Raw genomic sequence first — 24,010 nt, forward strand, 5'->3', positions numbered from 1 at the left:
TCAGGACTCCTGGGCTTCTCGAAGGGCGGTCTTGAGAACTTTGCCGGACAGGTTGCGCGGCAGGACGTCGACGTGGGCGACCGACCGCGGGACCTTGAAGTTGGCCAGCCGCTCGCGGGCGAACGCGACGACGTCGTCGGCGGTGGCGGTGCCGACCACGAAGGCCTTGCCGACCTCGCCGAGCCGCTCGTCGGGCACCCCGACCACGGCCACGTCGTCGACGCCGTCCAGGCGCATCAGCACCTGCTCGACCTCGGCGGGGTAGACGTTGAAGCCGCCAGAGATGTACATGTCCTTGAGCCGGTCGGTGATGCGCAGGTTGCCGGCCTCGTCGAGGACGCCGACGTCGCCGGTGTGCAGCCAGCCGTCGGCGTCGATCGCGGCCGCGGTGGCCTCGGGGTCGTCGAGGTAGCCGAGCATCACGTGCTCGCCGCGCACCAGCAGCTCGCCGGTCGCCTCGTCGGTGCGCGTCTCCATGCCGGGGATGGCGCGGCCGCAGGTGGTCGCGACCGTCTCGGCCGGGTCGCCCTCGCGGCACATGGTGACGACCACGGCCTCGGTCATGCCGAACGCCGTGACGACCTGGTCGATGCCCAGCCCCTCGGGCTCCGGAGCGCGCATCCGCTCGATGAGCACGACCGGGACGACGGCGGCGCCGGTGACGGCCAGCCGCAGCGAGGAGAGGTCGAGGTCGGCGCGCTCGGGTGCGGTCAGCATCGACTGGTAAATGGTCGGCGCCCCGGGCAGCACGGTGATCTGCTCGTCCTGGACCAGCCGCATCGTGGCCGCGACGTCGAAGGTCGCGACGGGGTAGAGCGTGCACCCGGTCAGCAGCCCGACGACGATGCCGATCTTGTAGCCGAAGGAGTGGAAGAACGGGTTGACCACCAGGTAGCGGTCGTCGGCGCGGACGCCGCCCAGCTCGGCCCAGGCCCGCGCCACGCCGATGGTCTGGCGGTGGGCGCTCATCGCGCCCTTGGACCGGCCGGTGGTGCCGGAGGTGAAGAGCACGTCGGCGACGTCGTCGGGGCCGACGGCGTCGGCGCGGCGCCGGGCCTCGGCCAGGTCGGTGTCGCTGGCCGGCCCGCCGTCGGGCCGGGCGAGGTCGGCCAGGTCGACCACCTGCGCGGACGTGCCGAGCGCGGCGAGGTCGGCGACCTGCGAGCGGCCCAGGAAGCCGTCGGCCACCACGACGAGCGCGGCGTCGGTGCGCGCGAGCACGTCGGCGACCTCGTGGGCGGTGTAGCGGCTGTTGAGCGGGACCAGCACGCCTCCGGCGTAGGTGACGGCCAGGGCCGCCACCGCCCAGGCCGTGCTGTTGGGGGCCCACACGCCGACCGCGCGGCCGGGCTCGAGCCCGCGCGCGACGTACGACGCCGCGACCGCCTCGACGCGGGTCAGCAGGTCGGCGTAGGACAGGCGGGCCGACCCCTCGACGTAGGCCGGGTGGTCGGCGAAGTGCTCCGCGGCGTTGCGGAGCAGGGCGGGCAGCGCCGTGGGCGTCGACAGCAAACCAAGCATTTGCTTGGTAGAGTAGCACCCGTGGACCTGGCCTACTCCGACGACGACGTCGCGTTCCGTTCCGAGATCCGCACCTGGCTCGAGGACCAGCTCGCCTCCGCCGAGTGGGCCGGGCTCAAGGGGCTGGGGGGTCCGGGGCGCGACCACGAGGCCATCGACGAGCGCCTCGCCTGGAACCGCCACCTCGCCGCGCACGGCTGGACCTGCGTCGGATGGCCGACCGAGCACGGCGGTCGCGGCCTGAGCCTGTGGCAGCAGGTGATCTTCCACGAGGAGTACGCGCGCGCCGACGCACCGCACGGCGTCAACCACCTCGGCGAGACCCTCGTCGGCCCGACCCTGATGGCCTTCGGCACCCCCGAGCAGCAGGCGCGCTTCCTCCCGCCGATCCTGGCCGTCGACGAGCTGTGGGCCCAGGGCTACTCCGAGCCGGGGGCCGGCTCCGACCTCGCCAACGTGCAGACCAAGGCGGTCCTCGACGAGAGCACGGGCGAGTGGGTGGTCGACGGTCAGAAGGTGTGGACGTCCAACGCCCACTTCTCGCAGTGGGTCTTCGTGATCGCGCGCAGCGAGCCCGGCTCGCGGCGCCACCAGGGCCTGTCGTTCCTGCTGGTGCCCCTCGACCAGGAGGGCGTCGAGGTCCGCCCGATCGAGCAGCTGACCGGCGGCTCGGAGTTCAACGAGGTCTTCCTCACCGGCGCGCGCACCGCGGCGGCCCACGTCGTCGGCGCGCCGGGCCAGGGCTGGGGCGTGGCGATGGGCCTGCTCGGTTTCGAGCGCGGCGTGTCGACCCTCGCCCAGACCGTCGACTACGCCCGCGAGCTCGCCGGCGTCGTCGAGCGGGCCCGTGCCAACGGCGCGATCGACGACCCCGTGGTGCGCGACCGGTTGGCCGCGCTCAAGGTCGAGCTGTCGGTCATCCGCTCCCAGGGCCTGCGCGGGCTCTCGCAGCTGGCCGGCGGCGAGGACTCCGCCGCCGGTGGTGGTGCGGGGTCGATCTTCAAGCTGGTGTGGGCCGGGTGGCACCGGCGCCTGGGCGAGGTGGCCATGCAGGTCGCCGGTGCCGACGGGCTGCTCACCCAGGGCGCCGACCCCGCGGCGTACGACCTCGACGAGCACCAACGGCTCTTCCTCTTCTCGCGCGCCGACACCATCTACGGCGGCAGCGACGAGGTGCAGAAGAACATCCTGGCCGAGCGGGTGCTCGGTCTCCCACGCGAACCGAAGGGCGCCTGAATGAGCACGCACCGACCCGAGCAGCCCGCCCCCGACTACGTGCCCGGCCACGACCTGCTGCGCGGCAAGGTCGTGGTCGTCACCGCTGCGGCGGGCGCGGGCATCGGTGCGGCCGTCGTACGCCGCGCGCTCGAGGAGGGCGCCCAGGCCGTCGTCTTCTCCGACACCCACGCGCGCCGCCTGGCCGAGGCCGAGGAGGCGCTGGCCGCGGAGTTCGGCGCCGAGCGCGTGCGCCAGCTGGTCTGCGACGTGACCGACGAGAGCCAGGTCGCGGCGCTCCTCGACGTGGCCGACGAGCTCGGCGGCGTCGACGTCATGGTCAACAACGCCGGCCTGGGCGGCACCGCCTCGGTGCTGGAGATGACCGACGAGCAGTGGCTCAAGGTCCTCGACATCACCCTCACCGGCACCTTCCGCTGCGTGCGGGCCGCCGGTCAGCGGTTCGTCGCCTCGGGCAAGCGGGGCGTCATCGTCAACAACGCCTCGGTCATCGGCTGGCGGGCCCAGGAGGGCCAGGCCCACTACGCCGCCGCCAAGGCCGGCGTCATGGCGCTCACCCGGTGCGCGGCGATCGACCTGGCCCCGCACGGCATCCGCGTCAACGCGGTCAGCCCGAGCCTGGCGATGCACCCGTTCCTGGCCAAGGTGACCAGCGACGAGCTGCTCGCCGAGCTCAAGCAGCGCGAGGCCTTCGGGCGGGCGGCCGAGCCGTGGGAGGTGGCCAACGTGATGATCATGCTGGCCAGCGACTACGCGTCCTACATGACCGGCGAGGTCGTCGCCGTCAGCAGCCAGCAGGCGTGATGAGCGCCCAGCCGGATGCCGGCCCCACGCGGCGCGAGGAGCTGCTCGCGATCGCCGCGGGCCTTTTCGCCCAGAAGGGCTTCCGCAACACCACCGTGCGCGACATCGCCGACGCCGCCGGCATCCTGTCGGGCAGCCTCTACCACCACTTCGACTCCAAGGAGTCGATGGTCGACGAGATCCTGCGAACCTTCCAGGACGAGCTCTTCGGCCAGTACGACGCCATCCTGCGCTCCGACGACGACGCCCGCAGCAGGCTCGAACGGGCCGTCGAGGTGTCGTTCGCCGCGATCGACCAGCACCCTCACGAGGTGGCGATCTTCCAGAACGAGGCGGCCTACCTCGGCGACTTCGAGCGCTTCGCCTACCTCGCCGAGCGCAACGCCCAGTCGCGGTCGGTCTGGATCACCCTGCTCCGCGACGGCGTGGCCACCGGTGCGCTGCGCACCGACCTCGACGTCGAGCTCACCTACCGCTTCATCCGCGACACCGTCTGGGTCGCGGTCGGGTGGTACCGCCCCGGAGGCAAGCTCACCCACGACGTCATCGCCCGCCAGTACCTGACCATCCTCCTCGACGGAATCGCAAAGGACACCTGACATGCCCGAGGCCTACATCGTCGACGCCGTCCGCACCCCGGTCGGCAAGCGCGGGGGCGCGCTGGCCGGCGTCCACTCCGCCGACCTCGCCGCCCACTCGATCGCTGCGCTGGTGCGTCGTACGGGCGTGGACCCCGGTGCCGTCGACGACGTCATCCTCGGCTGCTGCGACACCATCGGCTCGCAGGCCGGCGACGTCGCCCGCACCGCATGGCTGGTCGCGGGGCTGCCCGACCACGTGCCGGGCGTGACCATCGACCGCCAGTGCGGCTCGTCGCAGCAGGCCGTGCACTTCGCGGCCCAGGGCGTGCTGTCCGGCACCCAGGACCTCGTCGTCGCGGGCGGCGTGCAGAACATGAGCGCCATCCCGATCTCCGCCGCGATGCTCGTGGGCCAGCAGTACGGCTTCACCACGCCGTTCGCCGAGTCGCCGGGCTGGCTGGCCCGCTTCGGCGACGTCGAGGTCTCGCAGTTCGGCAGCGCCGAGATGATCGCCGAGAAGTGGGACATCTCGCGCGAGGACATGGAGGCCTTCGCCCTGGCCTCCCACGACCGCGCCCGCGCCGCCATCGCCGAGGGTCGCTTCACCAACGAGATCGAGCCGGTGACGCTGCCCGACGGCACCGTGTTCGACACCGACCAGTGCCCGCGCGAGACGTCGCTGGAGAAGATGGCCGGCCTGCAGCCGCTCGCGCCGGGCGGGCGCATCACCGCCGCGGTGTCGTCGCAGATCTGCGACGCCTCGACCGCGATGCTCATCGCCTCCGAGGCCGCGGTCGCCGCGCACGGCCTGACCCCGCGCGCCCGCGTCCACCACCTCTCGGTGCGCGGCGACGACCCGGTCTGGATGCTCACCGGACCGATCCGCGCCACGCGTCACGCGCTGGAGAGGACCGGGCTGTCGGTCGACGACATCGACCTCTTCGAGTGCAACGAGGCCTTCGCCTCCGTCGTCCTGGCCTGGATGAAGGAGCTCGACGTGCCGCACGAGAAGGTCAACGTCAACGGCGGCGGCATCGCGCTCGGTCACCCCATCGGCGCCACCGGTACCCGCCTGATGACCACGATGCTCAACGAGCTCGAGCGCACCGGCGGCCGCTACGCCCTGCAGACCATGTGCGAGGGCGGCGGCCAGGCCAACGTCACCATCATCGAGCGCCTGTAGACCTCGGCGGCACCACCACCGCGGATAGTCGTGGACGTTCCGCACCTGTGCAGAAGGTCCACGACTATCGGGGTGGTGTCGGGACCTAGGTGGCTGGGGTCAGCCAGATCGGGCTGGTGTAGGCGATCGCGAAGTTGTTGGCCGGGTGTCCCTCGGGTCCAGGGGTCGCGTTGCGCTGGGTGGGGTCGGCGATGCGCAGCACGAACCAGTCGTCGCCGCCGCGCTTCATCGCCATCCGGAGGTCGAGGACGTCGCCGACACGGAGCTCCTCGACCTCCATGACCCGCGGCACGTCCGGCCCGGGCCGCAGCACCTGCACCTCCAGCCGGCGCCCGCGCCAGGCCCGGTCGCGGGCGACGTCGAGGCGGATCTCCACCCGGCCCCGGTCGTGGCGCAGCGGTGAGCCCATCCGCGCGTGGTGCCCGGACGTCGCCGAGCGGGCGACAGCGTCGACGCGCAGCCCCGACGTACGGGTGGCGAAGAACCGGCGGGCCCGCATGGCCTCCTTGACGCCGCGGCGGTTGTGCTCCTTGACCCACAGGCCGGTGCGGCCCTTGCCCTCGGGGAAGCCCCAGTCGGTGCCGTGCTCGTCGGTGACGCCGGCGATGCCGGTGCGCCAGCCGGCGCCGAGGCAGGCGACCAGCGGCGAGGTGAGCCCGTCGGCGTAGCCCTCGAAGAGGTAGTCGTCGCCGCGGTTGAACAGCTCGAGCGACACCACGCGGTCGTGGACGCGGGCGTCGTAGGTGAACTCCTGGAAGCGTCCCGGCTCGCGGCCGGGGTGGTTGAAGCCGGCCAGTCCACCCGCTCCGCCGTCGAGCACCAGGCCCGGCTCGCGTCGCAGCCAGTCGAGCAGTGGCTGCATCACCCCGGCCTGCACGACGTCGATGTAGTGCTCGGTGAACCAGACGTTGACGTGGCCCAGCAGCGGCTCGGACCACTCGAAGCCACGGATCGCGGTGAACCGGCCGTCGCGGTTGGCGGCGTCGGCCAGGCGACCGGTGCGGGCGAAGTCGGACGGCGTGATGCCGGCGACCTGCTTGTACTCCGGGGGCAGCAGCCCGTCGAGCACCTCGCCCAGCACGTTGTCGGAGAGCGTCGCGTGGTCGGTGAGCGCGGCCACGTCGAGACCGGCGCTGCGCATCGAGGCGAACGCCAGGGCGGGGTCGCCGTCGCCGTCGGAGAGCAGGGTGTGGTTGTGCAGGTCGGCGTGCACCAACCTCGTGCCGCGGCTGATCCGTGAGGTCCGGCTGGCGCCGGCCCGCGGCGCGGTGGTGGCGCCGTAACCGACCCCCGGGGCGATCGCGCCGACGACCGGCCCGAGGGCTCCGGCGATGAGCAGACCGGGTCCGGCCGCGGCTACCGCACGACGCGACAGGCCCGCGGGAGGCTCCGGATGGGCGTGGGTGAGGTCATCGCACACGCCCCGATCCCACCACGTCCGCGCGACAGGGAGGTGAACGCGAAAGGTTGGTCCGGTGGCCCCTAGGCTGGGTGGGTGATCATCGCACCGTCGCACGGCTTCGTGCTGCTCTCGGTGCCCAAGGTCGCCTCGACCTCGCTCGACGAGGCCCTCGCGGGCTACCACGAGCCGGTGCCGGGCAAGGCCCCGGCCAAGCACCAGAACGTGCTGAACTTCCACCGCCACACGGTGCCCAGGATCCGCAGGCTGGGGTTCGAGCGGGACGCCTACGAGGTCGTCGCGCTCTTCCGCGACCCGGTGTCGTGGCTCGAGTCGTGGTGGCGCTACCGGCAGCGGCCCGACGTGCGTGACCACAAGGCCGAGCGGTTCACCGGCGACCTGACCTTCGCCGAGTTCGCCCGGCTGTTCCTCGACGACAAGGACGCGACCGGCATCAAGGGGCGCCCGGCGAAGTTCGTCGCGGGCGACGTCGACCGCGGCGCCCGGATCGACCGCATCTTCGCCGTCGACCGGCCCGAGGTGTGGACGGCGTGGTTCGCCGAGCGTGTCGGAGCGCCGGTCGAGGTGCCGCGCCGCAACCGGGCCTCGGCCCGGCAGCCCGTCGACCTGCCCGACGCGTTGAAGGACGAGCTGCGCGCCTGGTTCGCCCCCGAGTACGACGTGCTCGACCAGTTGGCCGACGACGGCTGGTGGGCACCGCCCTTCGGCTACCGGCCGGCCGGGCTCGAGGGCTGAGGACCCCTCGCCGGGTTCAGCCGAGGATCAAGACCAGTCCTACGACGGTCGGCACGAACCCGAGCAGCAGCCACGGGCTCGCGAACGACCGGCGGTGGATGGCGAACGCCGCGGCGATCGCCACGACCCCGAAGGCCCCACCCAACAGGCACAACCCGACCTGGGCGACCCGCTCGGAGTCGTCGATGAGCACCGCGGCGATCACGAGCCCGACGGAGAGGTGGAAGATCGTGGTGCCGACCAGCACCGACATGACCGTGCGCTGCACCCGCTCCAGGCGAGCGACGTCCTCCGGGGTCGCGCGCTGACGGGGGACGGACGGGTCGATGAGGTGCTTGGCCCGGCGCGGCACCGGTTCCTGGGTCATGCCTCCAGGGTAGGGCGGTCCCGTCCTGGGTCCCCAGGGCCGGACGGTCCTACGGCCGTGACCCCCGACACGCCGGTGGCCCCGCCCGGGTGGGCGGGGTGTCGGGGCGGGGTGGTCAGGGTTCGGTGGTGCGGTCGACGAGGTAGGTCGCGCCGGCGGGGCTGCGCCACAGGTAGACGCCGGGGGCTGGTGAGTCGTAGGTCCACAGGCTGAAGGTCTTGGCGCGGTGGTGTCCGCGGCACAGGCGGGCGAGGTTTCTGGAGCGGGTTTGTGCGTCGGCTTCGAGGTCGCCGGCGTCGTCATCCCCGCGTCATCATCCCCGTCGTCGTCATCGGTGTCGTGGTCGTAGGGCTCTATGTGGTCGCGGTCGGTGCGGTGGCGGGTGCAGAACGGGAACACGCAGCGTCGGTCGCGCAGGTCGACCTGTTCGGCCAGCCGGGCGTCGGGCACGTAGCCGTCGGTGGTCAGGTCGGCGTTGAGGTCGACCACGGGTTTGATGGTGACCTTGACCCCGGGCCGGGTGCACCAGGTGATGAGCTGGTCGACCAGGACCGGGGTGCCGTTGACGGTCGCGACGTCGCTGCCGTCGACGTGGGCGTAGAGCGTGACCCCGCGCCCGGGGCCAGTCCCGGCGCTGGTGCCGGTGTCGGGGTGGAGGTCGAGGGCGAGCTGGCCGCGGGCGATCTCGCCGGCGGCTGCGGCGCGGCGTACGTCCAGCGGGTCGTTGTTGCCGAGGTCGGCGAGCTGGGTGGCGGTCGCGGTGATGGCGGCGTCGAGGTCGAGGGCGTCGGCGAGGTCGAGGACGCCGTGGACCTCGACGGTCCCGCCGAGCAGGATCGGGTTGTCGGTGAGGTCGATGTCGAAGCAGCGGGCTTCGTCGGCGCGCTTGCGCCGGTCCTCGGCTGCGGCCGGGTTGTGGGTGGCCAGGGCGACGGCGATGGTGCGGTCGACCTGGCCCAGGGTGACGGCGTGGGCGCAGTGGGCCAGGGCCCGGTCGACGTCAGCCGCACCGGCCTGGGGTAGGCACTGGGTGCGGGCAGTGATCCGGAACGCCCGCCACACCGGAACCTGCAGGTCGAGGACGCGTTGCCACAGCCGGGGCAGGCGGTGCCTCAGCTCCAACGCGTTGCCGACGTAGGTGGTGCAGGAGTCAGCGGACTGGCCCAGCACGGCGGACAGGTCCCAGGTGTCGAACTCGCTGATGACCGGGCACCCGACCCCACCCAGCCGCAGCCCCGGGGTCGCGACCAGCGCATCGCCGACCTGGTGGGCGCCTGTCCAGTCGAGGACCGCGACCAGCTCGGCGACCTCAGATTGACGCTTCCAGTCCCGGGCCTGCGCGACCGCGGCCAGGGCCGGGTCGAGGAGGGTCTGGGTGCCGGTCATGTCTTCGACCCTAGACGCGACCACCGACAGTTCTCGGGCGGTTGAGGCCGGGCAGTGGAGAGGGATCACGCCCTTCTCGTTCGAGCTTCGCATGGCGGTACCGCAGCCACTGTCGGGGCTGCGAAGACGGGGCTGACATCCGCGCCGTGTCGTGGCGATGACCCGTCACCCGGGTCCTGCCAGACCTACGGCCTCCAGGAAGGCGTCGAGATGGAGGTAGGCCGGGCGGTCCAGCTCGCGGGGCGAGAACAGGACACGGAGACGGGCGGGGTCCGGCTCGATGCCGGCGGTGCTGGCCCATTTCGTGGCTCCCGCGGCAGCGTCATCAGCGGGGGCGTACACGGGAATCACGTCGTCGTAGCCGTCCGCCAGTCCGTCCTCACGCAAGCGTGCGGCCGCCTCCGGGTCCACAGCCCCACTCCATCGACGGCCGTCTGGGCAGAGGCCGACGAAGCCGAGGAACTCGCCCGTGATGGTCTGGCCGAGGATGACAGGGCGTTCGGTCTGCTCGACGAGGCGCTCGAGCACGGCGTGATGCTGCCAGAACACGTCATGGTCGAAGGTGGCGACGAGCCAGCGACGGCCGGACGCGCGACGCATGACGACATCGGTGGGCTCCCCGATCCAGGTCACATCAGCCGTGTCGTCCACAGCCGCGACAACGATGGTGGCAGACGGCTCGACGTTCACCGACCGACCGAGATCATGTGTTGCGAGAGCACCGTCCACGGTGGACGCCTCCCCGTCTGATCTGATGAAGGTGACGACATCGCTGATCAGCTCGAGGGCGGGGTGGTCCGGGTCCACCTCTTCGAGCGCCCGCAACTCCGCGTCGAGGTCGCGCGAGCGGCCGTGGGTGGACATGAGAAGGACCTTCACGATGCGCTTTCCCATGCTGAAGGAGACGTGCGTCGGCCCCACGTAGGGGAGAGCGGAACCTTCCAGAGCGGCCAGCAGGACGTCCGGATCGAGCATCGAGAAGATGGTGGACAGTCCGTCGGCGATCCTGTGGCTGAGGCGTGCGCCGGCGACCTCGTCGTCGACGTCGAGCCCCCAGGAGCGGACGTAGTCGCCCGGACGTCGATCGGGAGCGATCGTGCACTGCAGCAGGAATCCGTCGTCGTCGGAGCCGTCGCGCCACCTGCAGAACCGGAGGTGGACGGCGGGCGACACCAGCACCTCGATGTCGAACTCCGCGTCGTGCCTACCCAACGAGAACGATCGTGCCGTGATCACGATCTGTCCCCGAGGTCCTTCGTGGACGAACCGGCGGCCCCTTCGCCGGAAGCCCGCGGGGACGAGGACCGGAGCGATCCGGTCCCGCACGACCTGATCAAGCACCTTCACGATGCGGAGGACCGGCGGAGCACCAGGGTGCGAAGGACGAGCAGCGCGGCGAGCAGGACGAACCCGGCAACGGGCCCGGCGGCGGAGAAGGCCATGACGACGACGAGGCCCGCCAGGCTGACGGGGAGCAGTGTCGTCGCGATCACCAGCGTCTTGTCGTCCCGGGCGGCCTGGTCCTTCATGCGAGGAGTATGCGGCACCGTCGGGCGGCGGCACCGGCGAGTGGCGAGCCCCCCACGCGCGAGGCAGTCACCCCCTGGGCTGGCGTGGCACCCCTGGCCAACCCGGCCGGCGTCGTCCTAGGTTGACCGGACCAGCCGGCTCGGGCCGCGCGCGGCCCGGTCCACGACCAAGGAGATCCGTGTGACCAGATTGTCCCGAGGGTTCGTGGCGCTCAGCGCCGCCGCCCTCCTCTCGGTGGGCCTGACGACCCCGACCGCCGTGGCCTCGACCTCGCCCCGCCCTGCGGCTGCGCAGACCGAGCGCCAGCTGGTCGACGTACCGGCCCAGGCGGCGCTGCGCGACGCCGTCGATCCCAGCCCGTGCGGCACCACGCTGCTCGACCAGTACCTCGACGGCGTGTTCGCCTCCCTCACCGACGAGCAGTTCAGCTTCCTGGTGGACCACCAGGACACCCTGCTCAACGTCCCGACCTACGACGCGCTCTTCTTCGGCACCGTCGGCGATCCCGACTTCGCGCTCGACGCGCACGCGGCGCAGCTGCAGCACACCTTCCGCGACGTCAAGGGCTTCTGGTCCGACGTGAAGTCCGACGACATCCAGCTCATCGCCATGCACGGCGAGTCGTTGCTCAGCGTCAGCCGGATCACCCGCACCCTGACCGCGATGCAGGCCGCCGGCGTCATCGCGCCGACGTCGCCGGCGGCGATCCAGGCCGAGGCCGAGACCGTCGCGGGCTTCATGGCCACCCAGGGCGACTTCGTCGACAACCCGCTGTGGACCTTCAACGCTTTCGCATTCAGCGGGGCGGGTGACCCCGACCCGGTCGTGGCCGCGCTGCCCGACAAGCTGGTCTTCGGCGACGGCATCCTCGACGCCTACGACGCCATCGGCCTGGGCGACGTCGGACCGAGGGTCATCATGGCCCACGAGTTCGGGCACCACGTCCAGTTCGAGATCGGCACCTTCGGCAGCGGACCGGCCGACCCCGCCGAGGCCACCCGCCGCACCGAGCTGATGGCCGACGCCTACGCGTCCTACTACGGCGTGCACAAGTTGGGCCTTGCGCTCAACAAGAAGCGCGTCGTCGACGCCCTGCTCAGCTTCTACACCGTGGGTGACTGCCAGTTCGCCAGCCCGGGCCACCACGGCACGCCGCTGCAGCGTCAGCGCGCCGCCCAGTGGGGGGCCGACCAGGCGGCGGCCGCCAAGCCGCAGAGCTACGTGCTGCCGGCCCGGACCTTCCAGGACCGCTTCGACGCGGCCCTCGCCGGGATCGTCGCGGGCTAGTCGACCGGCTGGTCGACCGGCTGGTCGACCGGCTGCACGACGTACGACGACCCGCGCCGCAGCTCGTCCGCGGCGCGGGTCACGACCCGGTCGATGAGCTCCTCGCAGGTCGGCAGGTCGTCGATGACACCGACGACCTGCCCCGAGGCGAGCACGCCCGCACCGGTGTCGCCGTCGACGAGGCCCGCCTTGAGCATCACCGGGGTGTTGGCGGCCAGGGCCATCTGCCCGAGGGTGCGGCCCTGGGTCTTCTTCATCGCCCGGCCGTCCTTGGCCAGCTGGACCCAGCTCATCTGGCTGTCGCGCTTGAAGTCGAGGGTGCGGCGCACCGTCGGGCCCAGGCGCTTGGCGGCGCTGGTGCCCTCGAGCGACTCGACCAGGTCGGTGCGCAGCATGCGGTGGGGCATGCCGTCGACCTTGGCGGTCACGACGGTGCCGGTGAGGTCGTAGGACAGGTAGAGCTCCTTGACGGCCTGGGGCACGGCGCTGTCCTGGGTCAGCAGGAAGCGCGTGCCCATGCCGACCCCGGCGGCGCCGTACGACAGCGCGGCGGCGAGGCCGCGCCCGTCGAAGAACCCGCCGGCGGCGATCACCGGGATGTCGACTGCGTCGAGCACGGTCGGCAGCAGCAGCGTGGTCGGGACGGCGCCGGTGTGACCGCCGCCCTCGCCGCCCTGCACCATCACGGCGTCGGCGCCCCACGAGGCGACCTTGACGGCGTGCTTGGCGGCGCCGATCGACGGCATCACCACGATGCCGTGGTCCTTGAGCTTGGCGATGAGCTCCTTCTTGGGCGCAAGCGCGAACGACGCGACCTTGACGCCGTGCTTGATCAGCAGGTCGCAGCGGTCGCCGGCGTCGCCCGCGTCGGCGCGCAGGTTGACGCCGAACGGCTGGTCGGTGCGGCTCTTGGTCTCGAGGATCGCCTTCTCGAGCTCCTCGTAGGTCATCGTGGCCGAGGCGAGGATGCCGAGCCCGCCGGCGTTGGCGGTGCCGGAGACCAGGCGCGGCCCGGACACCCAGCCCATGCCGGTCTGCACGACCGGGTGGCGTACGCCGACCAGGTCGGTGAACGGGGTGCGGATCAGCTGCTCGATCATGCGGGGACCTCCTTGAAACGGAAGCCCTGGGGGTCGAGGACCTCGCTGATGATGACCTGCTCCTCGGCGGTGGGCAGGCGGGTCTCGGGGACGTCGGTCAGGTCGCCGAGGTCGAAGCCGGTGGCCTCCTGCACCTCGGCGGTGGTGACGCCCGGGTGCACCGACACGAGCCGGACGGTGCGGTCGGGGCCGTTGACGTCGAGGACCCCGAGGTTGGTGACGATGCGGTGGATGTCGTTGAACCGTTCGGCGGCCGGACCGGCCGCCGCCGCCCGCTTGGGTCCGACGCCGGAGACGATGTCGACGGCCTCGACGAAGACGCGGGTCGAGTGCTTGGGCACCCAGTAGGACGTGCGGTTGTTGACCGTGTTGCCCGGGGCGCCGCGCGACCCGAGCAGCTGCCGTTTCGGCTGCGCGAAGGGGCCGATGGCGGAGATGTTCTGGTTGCCGTCGCGGTCGACCTGGGTGGCGCCCATCATCACGTGGCGCTTGCCGTGGGCCACGACGTCGAAGACCTTGCGAAAGGGGATCCACCCCTCGACGACGTCCGCCTTGGCGAACAGCGGGGGAGTCCCGGCCAGGAAGAGCGACTCGCCGTCGCTGATGACCAGGTCGGTGTTGGAGGTCAGCTTGGCCAGCCGCACCCCCAGCATCGGCATCGTGCCCATGGGGCTGGCGAAGATCTCGCCGTCGTCCTTGAAGGCGTCGGCGACGGCCGCCGCGCAGACGTCGGCGCGCGTCGGTGTGGTCTGGGTCCCGCTCATGCCTGCTCCTCGGTGAAGGCCTGCACGGCCGCCTGGTACGCCGCCTCGTCGCCGGCCAGGAAGCGCTCCTCGAACGCCGCCCAGTCGTCGTCGCTGCCGCCGGCCGCGGCAGCGTAGGCCCGCTGGAACTTCTCGTCGCGGGCGTAGTCGGGGCGGCAGTCGGTGAAGTGGGCGCCGTGGGGGGTCTCGACGACGCCGGTGACCAGCATCCGGCTCAGCAGCAGGCGCTGCACCGGGGTGTCCACGGTGAGGCCCGCGGTGTCGATGACCTGCTCGACCGAGAGGTAGGTGCGCTCGGCGGCCATCGCGAAGAGGTCGTCGAAGTAGGGGTCGGGCCCCAGGTAGGTCGCGTTGCCGTGCACATCGGCGCGGTTGAGGTGGACCAGCGCGACGTCGAGGGTGAGGGCCGGCACGGCCACGAGCACCTCCCCGTCGTCGTACGGCGAGGCGACGGTCTTGATCCACGGGTTGTTGACCAGCACGTCGGAGCCGAGGCCGGCGCGCATCGGCAGGAACGGCAGCCGCTCGGAGGCCGCCTTGAGGCCGGTCTGGAACATCCCCTCGTCGAGCTCGACGACCTCGGGGATCGTGCCCTCCTGACGGGCCTTCTGGAAGTTGGGCTCGAGCGGCACGGTGTCGAGGGAGACGAACGCGTAGACCAGCCTGCGGATCTTGCCGGCGCGGGCGAGGAGCCCGACGTCGGCGCCGCCCCAGCTCACGATCGTGAGGTCCTTGAGATCGCTGTTGTAGATCGCGCGGACCAGCGCCATCGGCTTGCGCCGCGGGCCCCAGCCGCCGATGCCGATGGTCATGCCGTCCTCGAGGGAGGCGACGACCTCGTCGATGCTCATCTGCTTGTCGCGGGGTCCCTTGCTCACTTCTTCGCCTTGTCCGTTCCCGCGAACCCGTCGCGCAGCTCGTCGCTGACCCCCATCAGGTTCAGCTCCATGGTGAAGCCCTGCTCGAAGCGGTAGGACTTGTTGACGTCGATCGGGTCGATGCCGTTGAGGCACTCCTTGGCGGCACGCACCACGCGGGTGTCCTGGGCGGCGATGTCGGCGGCGACGCGCAGCGCGGCGTCGTCGAGCTCGCCGCGCGGCACGACCTCGAGCACCGAGCCGAACTGCACCAGGTCGGCGGCCTTGATCGTGCGGGAGGTGAAGTAGAGGGTGCGCATCATGTGCTGCGGCACCAGCCGCGCCATGTGGGTCGCGGCGCCCAGGGCGCCCTGCTTGACCTCGGGGACGCCGAAGAACGCGTCGTCGCTGGCCACGATGCAGTCGGCGTTGCCGACCAGGCCGACCCCACCGCCGAGGCAGAACCCGTTGACCGCGGCGATCACCGGCACCGCGCACTCGTAGACCGCCTTGAACGCCGCGAAACAGCCCTTGTTGGCGCCGAGGAGGGCGTCGAACCCGGTCGTGCTCTGCATCTCCTTGATGTCCACGCCCGCGTTGAAGCCGCGACCCTCGGCGCGCAGCACGACGACCAAGGTGTCGAGGTCGCCGGCGGCCTCGTCCATCGCGGCAGCGACGTCGTACCAGCCCTGGACGGTGAGGGCGTTGACCGGGGGGTGCTCCATCGTGACGATGCGGATCCCGTCGTCGCGCAGGGTCGAGGTGATCGTCATGGGGCTCCTGTCGTGACCAACCAAGCAAGTGCTTGGTAGGGTACCAGCCATGCCGCTCGCCCTCGACCTCACCGGACGCGTCGTCCTCGTCACCGGGGGCGCCAAGGGCATCGGCCGCGGCATCTCCGAGGCCTTCCAGGCCGCCGGCGCGACCGTCGTGACCTGCGCACGCTCGGCCGCGCCGACCCTCGACGGCGCCGCCCACCACGTCTGCGACGTGCGCGACCCCGAGGCCGTCGAGGCGCTCGTCGCGACGGTCGTCGAGACCCACGGCCGGCTCGACGTGCTGGTCAACAACGCCGGCGGGGCGCCAGCGACCGAGGCGGCCACCGCCTCGCCGCGCTTCCACGACCGGATCGTCGGGCTCAACCTGCTCAGCCCGCTGCTGGTCGCCCAGGCCGCCAACCGCGTGATGCAGCAGCAGGACGGCGGCGGCGTGATCGTCAACATCTCCTCGATCTCGGCGCACCGTCCGGCCCCGACGATCGCGGCGTACGCCGCCGCGAAGGCCGGCCTCGACTCGCTGACGACCTCGCTGGCGATGGAGTGGGGGCCCGCGGTGCGGGTCAACGCCATCGACGTCGGCCTGTGCCGCACCGAGCAGACCGACGACCACTACGGCGGCGACGACCGCGTCGCGGCCATCGAGCGCACCATCCCGCTGGGCCGGATGGCCGACCCGCTCGAGGTCGGTCACGTCGCGGTGTTCCTCGCCAGCGACCTGGCCTCCTACGTCTCCGGGGCCCGGGTCGCCTGCGACGGCGGCGGCGAGCCCCCCGTCTTCCTGCACATCACCTAGACACCCCTGGACCCACCGAGAAGGAGCACCACCTTGTCCGCACTGCTGGAGGGTCGCGTCGCGATCGTCACCGGAGCCGGCCGCGGCATCGGCCGCGCCCACGCGCTCGAGCTCGCCCGCCACGGCGCCAAGGTCGTCGTCAACGACTACGGCGTCTCGCTGTCGGGCGAAGGCACGGGCGAGTCGCCCGCCGACGAGGTCGTCGCGCTGATCCGTGAGGCCGGGGGAGAGGCCGTGGCCAACGGTGCCGACGTGGCCGACTTCGCCCAGGCCGAGGCGATGGTCCGCCAGGCGATCGACACCTACGGCGGTCTCGACGTGCTGGTCAACAACGCGGGGTTCGTGCGCGACCGGATGCTGGTCAACACGTCCGAGGAGGAGTGGGACGCCGTCGTCCGCGTCCACCTCAAGGGCCACTTCGCGCCGCTGCGCCACGCCGGTGCTTACTGGCGCGCCGAGGCCAAGGAGGGCCGCCAGCGCGCCGCCCGGGTGATCAACACGTCGTCCGGCGCGGGCCTGCAGGGCTCGGTCGGGCAGGCGACCTACTCGGCGGCCAAGGCCGGCATCGCCGGGCTCACCCTGGTCGCCGCGCAGGAGATGGGGCGCTACGGCGTCACCGTCAACGCGATCGCCCCGGTCGCTCGTACCCGGATGACCGAGGGTGCCTTCGACACCTCGGCGATGGCGCTGCCCGAGGACAACTCACCGGTCGTCGCGTGGCTGGCCTCGGTCGAGGCCGGCGACGTCACCGGTCGCGTCATCGAGATCGACGGCAGCACGATCACCGTCGAGAACGGCTGGGCCCACGGCCCCTCGCGCGACCACGGCTCACGCTGGGACGTCGCCGCCGTCGGCCCCGCGCTGCGCGAGCTGCTCGCCGAGGCCCCGACCCCGGAGCCCGTCTACGGCGCCTGAGCGCAGCGCCGGAGGTTCGTCGCACCCCCCGCCGAGGCACAGGGTCGTCGTGCCGACCGAACCCGCCGCCCGGCCGCCTGGACGCCGTACGACGAGCCGACAGTGGTCCGACCCGAACGTTGCGGACCCCCGCCGAGCAGCGCCCCGCACTGTGGGAGCTCCCGATCGTCTGGACGGTCGCGGCCTGGATCGCGGTGACCGAGGTCGCCTCGGGTGTGGTGCGCGCCCTCGGGCGTGCGCTCCTCGCCCCGTTGCGGGTCGCCGGGCGCCTGGTCCGACGCGCCGGCGTCCTGCTCGCCCGCGCCGTGGGTGCGCCGCTACGACTGGCGGCTCGCGTCGGGTCCGGGCCACCCGAGAGCGGGTTCGCGCGTGCCTGGCCCGGGTCCGGCGGGCCGGCCGACGTCGCTGACGCGCCCGGGGTCAGATCCGCTCGATGACCGTGCCGGTCGCCATCGCCCCGCCGGCGCACATCGAGATGAGAGCGGTGCTCTGGTCGCGGCGCTCGAGCTCGTGCAGCGCGGTGGTGATCAGGCGGACGCCGGTCGCGCCGACCGGGTGGCCCAGGGCGATCGCGCCGCCGTTGACGTTGACCTTGTCCATGTCGACGCGGTGCTCGCCGGCCCACGACAGCACGACGCTGGCGAAGGCCTCGTTGACCTCGAACAGGTCGAAGTCGGAGATGGCCATGCCGGTGCGGTCGAGGATCCGCTGGGTCGCCTGGACGGGTCCGTCGAGGTGGAAGTAGGGGTCGGACCCGACCAGGCACTGGCTGACGATGCGGGCGCGCGGGGTCAGGCCGAGCGAGCGGGCCTTGTCCTCGTCCATGATCAGCACCGCAGCAGCACCGTCGGAGATCTGTGACGACGTGCCGGCGGTGTGCAGGCCGTCGGGCAGCACGGTGCGCAGCTGGGCGAGGCCCTCGAGGGTCGTCTCGCGCAGGCCCTGGTCGGTGTCGACCAGGCGGGTCTCGCCGGTGAGGTTGCCGTCGGTGTCGCGGACCGGGGCGTCGATGCCGAAGACCTCGCGCTTGAAGCGGCCCTCGTCGACCGCGACGCGGGCCTTGCGCTGCGAGGCGAGGCCGAAGGCCTCGAGGTCGGCGCGGGTGAGGCCCCGGTGGCGGGCGATCCGGTCGGCCGCCTCGAACTGGTTGGGCATGTCGATCGACCAGTCGTCGGGGCGCGGGTCGCCCAGGCCGGACGGGACGTTGCCGCCCAGCGGGATGCGCGACATCGCCTCGACGCCACAGGCCACGCCGACGTCGATGGTGCCCGAGGCGATCATGTCGTGGACCAGGTGCGCCGACTGCTGGCCGGAGCCGCACTGCGCGTCGACCACGGTGCCGCCGGTGTGCTGGGGGAGCCCGGCGTGCAGCCAGGCGCGCCGCACCATCCCGTTGGACTGCTCACCGGCCTGGGTCACCACGCCACCGACGACCTGCTCGACCAGCTCGGGGTCGAGGCCGGCGCGGCTGAGCACCTCACGCTGGGTCAGGCCGAGCAGGACGGCGGGGTGGAGGCCGGCGAGCCAGCCGTTGCGCTTGCCGAGGGGAGTCCGGACGGCGTCGACGATCACTGGGGTACCCATGCGGCAAAGTAGAACGTGTTCTCGTTGTACGCACAAGCGTCCGGCCCTCGATGTGACCGCGGTCTCGCTACGCGGAACGAAACACTTTCGTCTTCGGCAGAGACTATGTAGTGTCCGACTAGAACAGGTTCCAGATCCGCTCGCGAGGGAGACCCACCCGTGACCATGAACGACGTCCTCCCCGAGGGGTTCGACTTCACCGATCCCGACACCAATCAGGCGGCCATCCCGCACGAGGAGTTCGCGCGGCTGCGCACGACCTCGCCGATCCACTGGGTGCCCCAGGCGGCCGGCACCCACGACGGCATGGCCGAGGAGTCCGGGCACGGCTACTGGGCCGTGACGCGCCACGCCGACGTCATGGCGATCTCGAAGAACTCCAAGGACTGGTCGACCGAGGAGAACGGCGCGATCATCCGGTTCTCCGAGGGGATGACGCGCGAGCAGGTCGAGATGCAGCGGGTGATCCTGATCAACCAGGACCCGCCCCACCACACCTCCCACCGCGCGATCATCAGCCGCGGCTTCACCCCGCGCTCGATCAACGCGCTCGAGGAGGTGATGACGCTGCGGGCCGAGCAGATCGTCAAGGCCGCCCTGGCCAAGGGCGAGGGCGACTTCGTCGAGGACATCGCCGCCGAGCTGCCGCTGCAGGCGATCGCCGAGCTGATCGGCGTCCCGCAGGAGGACCGCTCCAAGATCTTCGACTGGTCCAACCAGATGCTCGCCAGCGACGACCCCGACATCGTGGGCGAGCCCGACATCGCCGCCGCCGAGATCCTCGGCTACGCGATGATGATGGCCGCCGACCGCAAGGCCACCCCGCGCGACGACATCCTCACCAAGCTCATCAACGCCGACAAGGACGGCCGGGGGCTCACCGACGACGAGTTCGGCTTCTTCGTCATCCTGCTCGCCGTCGCCGGCAACGAGACCACCCGCAACGCCATCACCCACGGCATGAACGCCTTCTTCGAGAACCCCGACCAGTGGGACCTGTGGGTCAAGGAGCGCCCGGCCGAGATGGTCGACGAGGTGGTCCGGTGGGCCACCCCCGTCACCGTGTTCCAGCGCACGGCGCTCAACGACGTCGAGATCGGCGGCGTGACGATCAAGAAGGGCGAGCGTGCCGCGCTCTTCTACGCCAGCGCCAACAACGACGAGAGCGTCTTCACCGACCCGTTCACCTTCGACATCACGCGCTCGCCCAACCCGCAGGTCGGCTTCGGCGGCAACGGTGCGCACTTCTGCGTCGGCGCCAACCTGGCCCGCCAGGAGATCCGGCTGATCTTCAACGCCCTGGCCGACCACTGCCCGAACATCACCAAGCTCGGCGAGCCGGCCCGGCTGCGCCACGCCTGGATCAACGGCCTGAAGACCCTGCCGGTCAAGTACGCCTAGAGCAGGGATTCAGCGCGACGGCCGGCAGGTCAGTCGCGGGCGGTCAGGACGATCGGGCCGTCGTCGGTGATCGCGATGGTGTGCTCCATGTGCGCACCGCGAGAGCCGTCCTGGCTGCGCAGGGTCCAGCCGTCGGGGTCGGTGAAGATCTGGTCGGTGGTGTGCATGAACCACGGCTCGATCGCGATGACCAGGCCGGCCTTGAGCTTGAAGCCGCGCCCGGGACGGCCGTCGTTGGCCACATGAGGGTCGCCGTGCATGGTGCGGCCCACCCCGTGGCCGCCGAACTGCAGGTTGACCGAGAGGCCGGCGGCGCGGGCCACCTCGCCGATGGCGTGGGAGATGTCGCCCATCCGGTTGCCCGCCCGGGCCTGCTCGATGCCGGCCTCGAGGGCGCGGCCGGTCACCTCGATCAGCCGCAGGTCCTCCTCGCGGGGGGTGCCGACGACCAGCGAGAGGGCCGAGTCGCTGACCCAGCCGTCGACCGAGGCCGCGAAGTCGACCGACAGCAGGTCGCCGTCCTGGAGCACGTAGTCGTGGGGCAACCCGTGCAGGACCGCGTCGTTGACCGAGGTGCAGAGCACCTTGCCGAACTTCGAGCCGCCGAACGACGGGTGGTAGTCGATGTAGCAGGACTCGGCGCCGCGCTCGCGGATCATGTCGTGGGCCAGCGCGTCGAGCTCGAGCAGGTTGACCCCGACGTCGGCCTTGTCCGCCAGGGCGGAGAGCACCGAGGCCACGAAGCGTCCGGCAGGGCGCATCTCCTCGATCTGGGCGGGAGTCCTGAGCTCGATCACGGGCCTCACGGTAGCCGCCGCGGACCAGTCCGCCGTGAGCGGATCCGCCCCGGGCGGAATCGCTGGAGCCCGGCACCGTCGCGACGCACGCTGGCGCCATGACCACCACCAACCTCAGCGCCGCCGACCGGCTCCTCCACCAACGCATCATCGTGCTCGGCCAGCAGGTCGACGACGAGATCGCCAACCGGATCTGTGCCGAGCTGCTGCTGCTCTCGGCCGAGGACCCCCACCGCGACATCAGCCTCTACGTCAACAGCCCCGGCGGCTCGGTGTCGGCGGGCCTGGCGATCTACGACACCATGCGGCTGATCCCCAACGACGTCGCCACCCTGGCCATGGGGATGGCGGCGAGCATGGGCCAGTTCCTGCTCACCGCCGGTACGCCGGGCAAGCGGTTCGCGCTGCCGCACAGCCGGATCCTGCTCCACCAGGGCTCCGCGGGCATCGGCGGCACCGCCGTCGACATCGAGATCCAGGCCGAGAACCTCGAGCACATGAAGAACGTGATGATGTCGATCACCGCCGAGCACACCGGCCAGCCGGTCGAGAAGGTCGAGCGCGACGCGTTGCGCGACCGGTGGTTCACCGCCGAGGAGGCGCGCGACTACGGGTTCGTCGACCACGTGCTCACCGAGGTGGCCTCGGTGGTGCCGTCGCGCCAGGGCATCGCGTTCGGAGCAGTGCTCTGATGTCGTCGTACACGATCCCCAGCGTCGTGGAGAAGACGATCCGCGGCGAGCGGGCCGTCGACGTCTACAGCCGCCTGCTCACCGACCGCATCGTCTACCTCGGCACCGAGGTCGACGACGGCGTGGCCAACGTCGTCATCGCCCAGCTGCTGCACCTGGAGTCCGAGGAGCCCGACCGACCGATCAGCCTCTACCTCAACTCGCCGGGCGGCAACGTCACCTCCGTGCTCGCCGTCTACGACACCCTGCAGTTCATCCGCTGCGAGGTCGCCACGACGTGCGTCGGCCAGGTCGGGTCGTCGTCGGCGCTGCTCCTCGCGGCCGGGGCGCCCGGGCGCCGTACGCTCCTGCCGCACGCCCGGGTCGTGCTCGACCAGCCGGCCGGCGGCGGCCAAGGCACGCTGCCCGACCTCGCCGTGCAGGCCAAGGAGATCGTCCGGCTGCGCGCGGCCATGGAGTCCCTGCTCAGCCACCACACGGGCGTGCCCGTCGAGCGGCTGCGCGCCGACACCGACCGTGACCTGGTGCTGACCGCGCAGGCGGCCGTCGACTACGGCGTGGCCGACGCGGTGCTGGGCAGTCGCAAGGCGCCGCCCGCCGCGTAGGTTGACCGCATGAACCTCGTCGACCGCGTGATCCACTCGCTGCGCGCCCACCACGACCAGCTCGCCACGCTGGTCACCACCCTCGACGAGGCGGGCCTGACCAGGCCCAGCGCCGCGACCGAGTGGCGCGTGTGCGACGTGCTCTCCCACCTGGGCAGCGGCGCAGAGATCATGCTGCGTCCGCTGGCGGCGGCCGTCGCCGGCACCCCGGTGCCCGAGGGCGCCAACCAGGAGGTCTGGGACCGGTGGAACGCGCTGTCGCCCGTCGACCAGGCGCTCGGCTTCGTCGAGCACGACCGTCGGCTCGTCGAGACGCTCGAGGGGCTCGACCACGACGTCCGCGCCTCGCTGCTCGTCGACCTGGGCTTCCTGCCGACGCCGGTCCCGCTCGTGGTCGCCGCCGGCATGCGGCTCAACGAGGTGGCCCTGCACCACTGGGACGTGGTCGCCGGCCTCGACGCCACGGCGACGCTCGACCGGGACGCCGCCGAGGTGCTGCTCGAGCTCTTCTGCGGCCCGCTGGCGGTGCTGCTCGGCTGGGTCGGCAGGCCCGAGGCGCTCGACGAGGTCGCGGTCGTCGCCTTCGAGCACCACGGTCTGACCATCGCCGAGGACGTGGCGCTCGTGGCCGAGCCGCCGATGGCGCCGACGGCGTTCTTCACCGGGCCCGTCGAGGCCGCCGTCCGCCTGATCGCCGGTCGGTTGGGGCCCGCGCACACGCCCGAGGAGGTCGCGGTGTCGGGCAACGTCACCCTCGACGACCTGCGGCGGGTGTTCGCGGGCTACTGAGCCGACCGCCCCAGCGCGTCAGCGCGCCAGGGCCAGCGGCCCCGTCACGTGTCCGAGCTCGCGCGAGACCCGCAGCGTCAGGTCGACCAGGCGCAGACCGAGCGCGCCGTGCACCGCGCCGAGCACCTCCGAGCTCGGCTCCTTGAGGCCACGCTCCACCTCGGACAGGTACTGCACCGAGATGCCCGCCTCGCCCGCCACGTCGGCCAGGGTGCGCGCCTGCCGGGTGCGCTCCTGGCGCAGCTCGCGGCCGACCAGCTCGCGCCACAACGGCTCGGGCTCGCGCGTGGCCGGTCCGAGCCAGTGCTGCTGCGGAGACTTCGGGAACGCGACGACCTCACCCATGTCCGGACCCTAGGCGCCGCCGTACGCCGGGCGCGAGGGGTGTTCGCGACCGGCGAACGGGGTTAGCGTGCGCGGGTGCGAGGACGGACGAGCGGGAGTGCCGACCAGGACCGGTGGTCGCGCAAGGACTGGTGGGGCGTCGTGCTCGACAGCCCCGACCCGCACGCGCTGGCGGCGTTCTACTCCGCGTTGCTGGGCTGGCCGGTGTGGGTGCCCGACGACGGTCGGCCCGAGGACCCGGTTGGCGCGGCCCTCGACCTGGGTGAGGGAGTGGGCTACCTGTCCTTCCAGCGCAACGACGCCTACGTCCGCCCCACCTGGCCGGCGGCAGCGGGGCAGCAGCAGATGATGCTGCACCTCGACTTCGAGGTCGAGGACCTGCCGGCCGCGGTGGAGCACGCGCTCGAGCTCGGCGCGGTGCTGCCCGACCACCAGCCGCAGGACGACGTCCGGGTGCTGCTCGACCCCGACGGCCACCCGTTCTGCCTCTACACCTGACCCAGGTGTGGCGCTCGCGGTCGGCTGCGGGTTGACTCCGC

General features: G+C 71.9%; 26 protein-coding genes. 14 read left to right on the plus strand and 12 right to left on the minus strand.

The features are described 5' to 3' along the window. Nucleotides 1-1,521, minus strand: a complete 1,521-nt coding sequence (locus tag FZC61_RS05125) for a FadD3 family acyl-CoA ligase (protein WP_148613054.1) — start codon at nt 1,519-1,521, stop codon at nt 1-3. A 21-nt stretch (nt 1,522-1,542) separates the two neighbouring features. Between FZC61_RS05125 and FZC61_RS05130 the strand changes: the two genes are divergently transcribed. From FZC61_RS05130 to FZC61_RS05145, 4 genes are read left to right on the plus strand one after another with little or no spacing between them, the layout of a single operon-like run. Continuing rightward, a complete protein-coding gene (locus FZC61_RS05130) occupies nt 1,543-2,757 on the plus strand; it encodes an acyl-CoA dehydrogenase family protein (RefSeq protein ID WP_148613055.1) in 1,215 nt (404 codons plus the stop codon). Beyond that, on the plus strand, nt 2,758-3,561 hold the full coding sequence (locus FZC61_RS05135; protein ID WP_148613056.1) for an SDR family oxidoreductase: 804 nt from the start codon (nt 2,758-2,760) through the stop codon (nt 3,559-3,561). Continuing rightward, complete coding sequence (locus FZC61_RS05140; protein WP_148613057.1) at nt 3,561-4,160, plus strand: TetR/AcrR family transcriptional regulator; 600 nt, start codon at nt 3,561-3,563, stop codon at nt 4,158-4,160. The genes FZC61_RS05135 and FZC61_RS05140 overlap by 1 nt, the downstream gene beginning before the upstream one ends. Before the next feature lies 1 nt (nt 4,161). After that, complete coding sequence (locus FZC61_RS05145) at nt 4,162-5,325, plus strand: acetyl-CoA C-acetyltransferase (protein WP_148613058.1); 1,164 nt, start codon at nt 4,162-4,164, stop codon at nt 5,323-5,325. An 85-nt stretch (nt 5,326-5,410) separates the two neighbouring features. Here FZC61_RS05145 and FZC61_RS05150 read toward each other — a convergent pair whose 3' ends face one another. Beyond that, a complete protein-coding gene (locus tag FZC61_RS05150) occupies nt 5,411-6,745 on the minus strand; it encodes a CehA/McbA family metallohydrolase (protein ID WP_246142538.1) in 1,335 nt (444 codons plus the stop codon). A 75-nt stretch (nt 6,746-6,820) separates the two neighbouring features. Between FZC61_RS05150 and FZC61_RS05155 the strand changes: the two genes are divergently transcribed. After that, entirely contained in the window at nt 6,821-7,480 is a 660-nt protein-coding gene (locus tag FZC61_RS05155; protein ID WP_148613059.1) for a sulfotransferase family protein, read from the plus strand. Between the two features lie 16 nt (nt 7,481-7,496). Here the strand turns inward: FZC61_RS05155 and FZC61_RS23615 are convergent, their stop codons facing one another. From FZC61_RS23615 to FZC61_RS05170, 3 genes are all read right to left on the minus strand, one after another. Then, nucleotides 7,497-9,233 carry a hypothetical protein gene (locus FZC61_RS23615; protein ID WP_246142539.1) on the minus strand — a complete coding sequence of 579 codons (1,737 nt, stop codon included), beginning with the start codon at nt 9,231-9,233 and terminating at the stop codon, nt 7,497-7,499. A 165-nt stretch (nt 9,234-9,398) separates the two neighbouring features. Beyond that, the gene (locus tag FZC61_RS05165; RefSeq protein WP_148613060.1) at nt 9,399-10,469 is read right to left on the minus strand and encodes a hypothetical protein; all 1,071 of its coding nucleotides are present in this window, start codon (nt 10,467-10,469) and stop codon (nt 9,399-9,401) included. A gap of 107 nt (nt 10,470-10,576) precedes the next feature. Beyond that, the gene (locus tag FZC61_RS05170) at nt 10,577-10,762 is read right to left on the minus strand and encodes a hypothetical protein (RefSeq protein WP_148613061.1); all 186 of its coding nucleotides are present in this window, start codon (nt 10,760-10,762) and stop codon (nt 10,577-10,579) included. A 181-nt stretch (nt 10,763-10,943) separates the two neighbouring features. On the opposite strand from FZC61_RS05170, the gene FZC61_RS05175 reads away from it, so the two are divergent. Then, nucleotides 10,944-12,050, plus strand: a complete 1,107-nt coding sequence (locus tag FZC61_RS05175) for a hypothetical protein (RefSeq protein ID WP_148613062.1) — start codon at nt 10,944-10,946, stop codon at nt 12,048-12,050. Here the strand turns inward: FZC61_RS05175 and FZC61_RS05180 are convergent. From FZC61_RS05180 to FZC61_RS05195, 4 genes are read right to left on the minus strand one after another with little or no spacing between them, the layout of a single operon-like run. After that, nucleotides 12,047-13,150 carry an NAD(P)H-dependent flavin oxidoreductase gene (locus FZC61_RS05180; protein WP_211357100.1) on the minus strand — a complete coding sequence of 368 codons (1,104 nt, stop codon included), beginning with the start codon at nt 13,148-13,150 and terminating at the stop codon, nt 12,047-12,049. The two genes, FZC61_RS05175 and FZC61_RS05180, sit on opposite strands and share 4 nt — an antisense overlap. Beyond that, entirely contained in the window at nt 13,147-13,914 is a 768-nt protein-coding gene (locus FZC61_RS05185; protein ID WP_148613063.1) for a CoA-transferase subunit beta, read from the minus strand. The genes FZC61_RS05180 and FZC61_RS05185 overlap by 4 nt, the downstream gene beginning before the upstream one ends. Beyond that, the gene (locus FZC61_RS05190; protein ID WP_246142540.1) at nt 13,911-14,792 is read right to left on the minus strand and encodes a CoA transferase subunit A; all 882 of its coding nucleotides are present in this window, start codon (nt 14,790-14,792) and stop codon (nt 13,911-13,913) included. Before FZC61_RS05190 ends, FZC61_RS05185 begins: the two co-directional genes overlap by 4 nt. Beyond that, nucleotides 14,789-15,544: an enoyl-CoA hydratase family protein gene (locus tag FZC61_RS05195; RefSeq protein ID WP_148613064.1), complete on the minus strand. Its 756-nt coding sequence runs from the start codon at nt 15,542-15,544 to the stop codon at nt 14,789-14,791. Before FZC61_RS05195 ends, FZC61_RS05190 begins: the two co-directional genes overlap by 4 nt. Before the next feature lie 49 nt (nt 15,545-15,593). On the opposite strand from FZC61_RS05195, the gene FZC61_RS05200 reads away from it, so the two are divergent. The 3 genes from FZC61_RS05200 to FZC61_RS05210 all read left to right on the plus strand — a co-directional run bounded on the left by FZC61_RS05200 (nt 15,594) and on the right by FZC61_RS05210 (nt 17,695). Then, a complete protein-coding gene (locus FZC61_RS05200; protein ID WP_148613065.1) occupies nt 15,594-16,343 on the plus strand; it encodes an SDR family oxidoreductase in 750 nt (249 codons plus the stop codon). 33 nt (nt 16,344-16,376) lie between these two features. Beyond that, entirely contained in the window at nt 16,377-17,258 is an 882-nt protein-coding gene (locus FZC61_RS05205; RefSeq protein WP_148613066.1) for an SDR family oxidoreductase, read from the plus strand. Nucleotides 17,259-17,377: 119 nt separating this feature from the next. Continuing rightward, a complete protein-coding gene (locus FZC61_RS05210) occupies nt 17,378-17,695 on the plus strand; it encodes a hypothetical protein (protein ID WP_148613067.1) in 318 nt (105 codons plus the stop codon). On the opposite strand, the gene FZC61_RS05215 is transcribed toward FZC61_RS05210, so the two are convergent. After that, a complete protein-coding gene (locus FZC61_RS05215; protein ID WP_148613068.1) occupies nt 17,679-18,842 on the minus strand; it encodes a steroid 3-ketoacyl-CoA thiolase in 1,164 nt (387 codons plus the stop codon). The two genes, FZC61_RS05210 and FZC61_RS05215, sit on opposite strands and share 17 nt — an antisense overlap. Nucleotides 18,843-19,007: 165 nt before the next feature. On the opposite strand from FZC61_RS05215, the gene FZC61_RS05220 reads away from it, so the two are divergent. Next, entirely contained in the window at nt 19,008-20,243 is a 1,236-nt protein-coding gene (locus FZC61_RS05220) for a cytochrome P450 (RefSeq protein WP_148613347.1), read from the plus strand. Between the two features lie 29 nt (nt 20,244-20,272). On the opposite strand, the gene map is transcribed toward FZC61_RS05220, so the two are convergent. Continuing rightward, nucleotides 20,273-21,040 carry a type I methionyl aminopeptidase gene (map, locus tag FZC61_RS05225; protein ID WP_148613069.1) on the minus strand — a complete coding sequence of 256 codons (768 nt, stop codon included), beginning with the start codon at nt 21,038-21,040 and terminating at the stop codon, nt 20,273-20,275. A 98-nt stretch (nt 21,041-21,138) separates the two neighbouring features. On the opposite strand from map, the gene FZC61_RS05230 reads away from it, so the two are divergent. Genes FZC61_RS05230 through FZC61_RS05240 form a run of 3 tightly spaced genes read left to right on the plus strand, consistent with a single transcriptional unit; the run spans nt 21,139 to nt 23,126 of the window. Further along, nucleotides 21,139-21,732 carry a ClpP family protease gene (locus tag FZC61_RS05230; protein ID WP_148613070.1) on the plus strand — a complete coding sequence of 198 codons (594 nt, stop codon included), beginning with the start codon at nt 21,139-21,141 and terminating at the stop codon, nt 21,730-21,732. Then, entirely contained in the window at nt 21,732-22,337 is a 606-nt protein-coding gene (locus FZC61_RS05235; RefSeq protein WP_148613071.1) for a ClpP family protease, read from the plus strand. The genes FZC61_RS05230 and FZC61_RS05235 overlap by 1 nt, the downstream gene beginning before the upstream one ends. A 9-nt stretch (nt 22,338-22,346) precedes the next feature. Beyond that, entirely contained in the window at nt 22,347-23,126 is a 780-nt protein-coding gene (locus tag FZC61_RS05240) for a maleylpyruvate isomerase family mycothiol-dependent enzyme (protein WP_148613072.1), read from the plus strand. 18 nt (nt 23,127-23,144) lie between these two features. On the opposite strand, the gene FZC61_RS05245 is transcribed toward FZC61_RS05240, so the two are convergent. Beyond that, on the minus strand, nt 23,145-23,471 hold the full coding sequence (locus FZC61_RS05245) for a helix-turn-helix domain-containing protein (protein ID WP_148613073.1): 327 nt from the start codon (nt 23,469-23,471) through the stop codon (nt 23,145-23,147). A gap of 75 nt (nt 23,472-23,546) precedes the next feature. On the opposite strand from FZC61_RS05245, the gene FZC61_RS05250 reads away from it, so the two are divergent. Further along, nucleotides 23,547-23,969: a VOC family protein gene (locus FZC61_RS05250; RefSeq protein ID WP_148613074.1), complete on the plus strand. Its 423-nt coding sequence runs from the start codon at nt 23,547-23,549 to the stop codon at nt 23,967-23,969. The last annotated feature ends 41 nt before the right edge of the window (nt 23,970-24,010 follow it).

Source organism: Nocardioides rubriscoriae (assembly GCF_008087085.1).
GTDB classification, from domain to species: domain Bacteria; phylum Actinomycetota; class Actinomycetes; order Propionibacteriales; family Nocardioidaceae; genus Nocardioides; species Nocardioides rubriscoriae.

Coding starts and splice junctions, on each gene's coding strand:
- FZC61_RS05125 (WP_148613054.1), bottom strand. CDS start 1,521: ATGCTTGGTTTGCTGTCGACGCCCACGGCGCTGCCCGCCCTGCTCCGC.
- FZC61_RS05135 (WP_148613056.1), top strand. CDS start 2,758: ATGAGCACGCACCGACCCGAGCAGCCCGCCCCCGACTACGTGCCCGGC.
- FZC61_RS05140 (WP_148613057.1), top strand. CDS start 3,561: ATGAGCGCCCAGCCGGATGCCGGCCCCACGCGGCGCGAGGAGCTGCTC.
- FZC61_RS05145 (WP_148613058.1), top strand. CDS start 4,162: ATGCCCGAGGCCTACATCGTCGACGCCGTCCGCACCCCGGTCGGCAAG.
- FZC61_RS23615 (WP_246142539.1), bottom strand. CDS start 9,233: ATGACCGGCACCCAGACCCTCCTCGACCCGGCCCTGGCCGCGGTCGCG.
- FZC61_RS05170 (WP_148613061.1), bottom strand. CDS start 10,762: ATGAAGGACCAGGCCGCCCGGGACGACAAGACGCTGGTGATCGCGACG.
- FZC61_RS05180 (WP_211357100.1), bottom strand. CDS start 13,150: ATGATCGAGCAGCTGATCCGCACCCCGTTCACCGACCTGGTCGGCGTA.
- FZC61_RS05185 (WP_148613063.1), bottom strand. CDS start 13,914: ATGAGCGGGACCCAGACCACACCGACGCGCGCCGACGTCTGCGCGGCG.
- FZC61_RS05195 (WP_148613064.1), bottom strand. CDS start 15,544: ATGACGATCACCTCGACCCTGCGCGACGACGGGATCCGCATCGTCACG.
- FZC61_RS05200 (WP_148613065.1), top strand. CDS start 15,594: ATGCCGCTCGCCCTCGACCTCACCGGACGCGTCGTCCTCGTCACCGGG.
- FZC61_RS05215 (WP_148613068.1), bottom strand. CDS start 18,842: ATGGGTACCCCAGTGATCGTCGACGCCGTCCGGACTCCCCTCGGCAAG.
- FZC61_RS05220 (WP_148613347.1), top strand. CDS start 19,008: ATGAACGACGTCCTCCCCGAGGGGTTCGACTTCACCGATCCCGACACC.
- FZC61_RS05230 (WP_148613070.1), top strand. CDS start 21,139: ATGACCACCACCAACCTCAGCGCCGCCGACCGGCTCCTCCACCAACGC.
- FZC61_RS05235 (WP_148613071.1), top strand. CDS start 21,732: ATGTCGTCGTACACGATCCCCAGCGTCGTGGAGAAGACGATCCGCGGC.
- FZC61_RS05240 (WP_148613072.1), top strand. CDS start 22,347: ATGAACCTCGTCGACCGCGTGATCCACTCGCTGCGCGCCCACCACGAC.
- FZC61_RS05245 (WP_148613073.1), bottom strand. CDS start 23,471: ATGGGTGAGGTCGTCGCGTTCCCGAAGTCTCCGCAGCAGCACTGGCTC.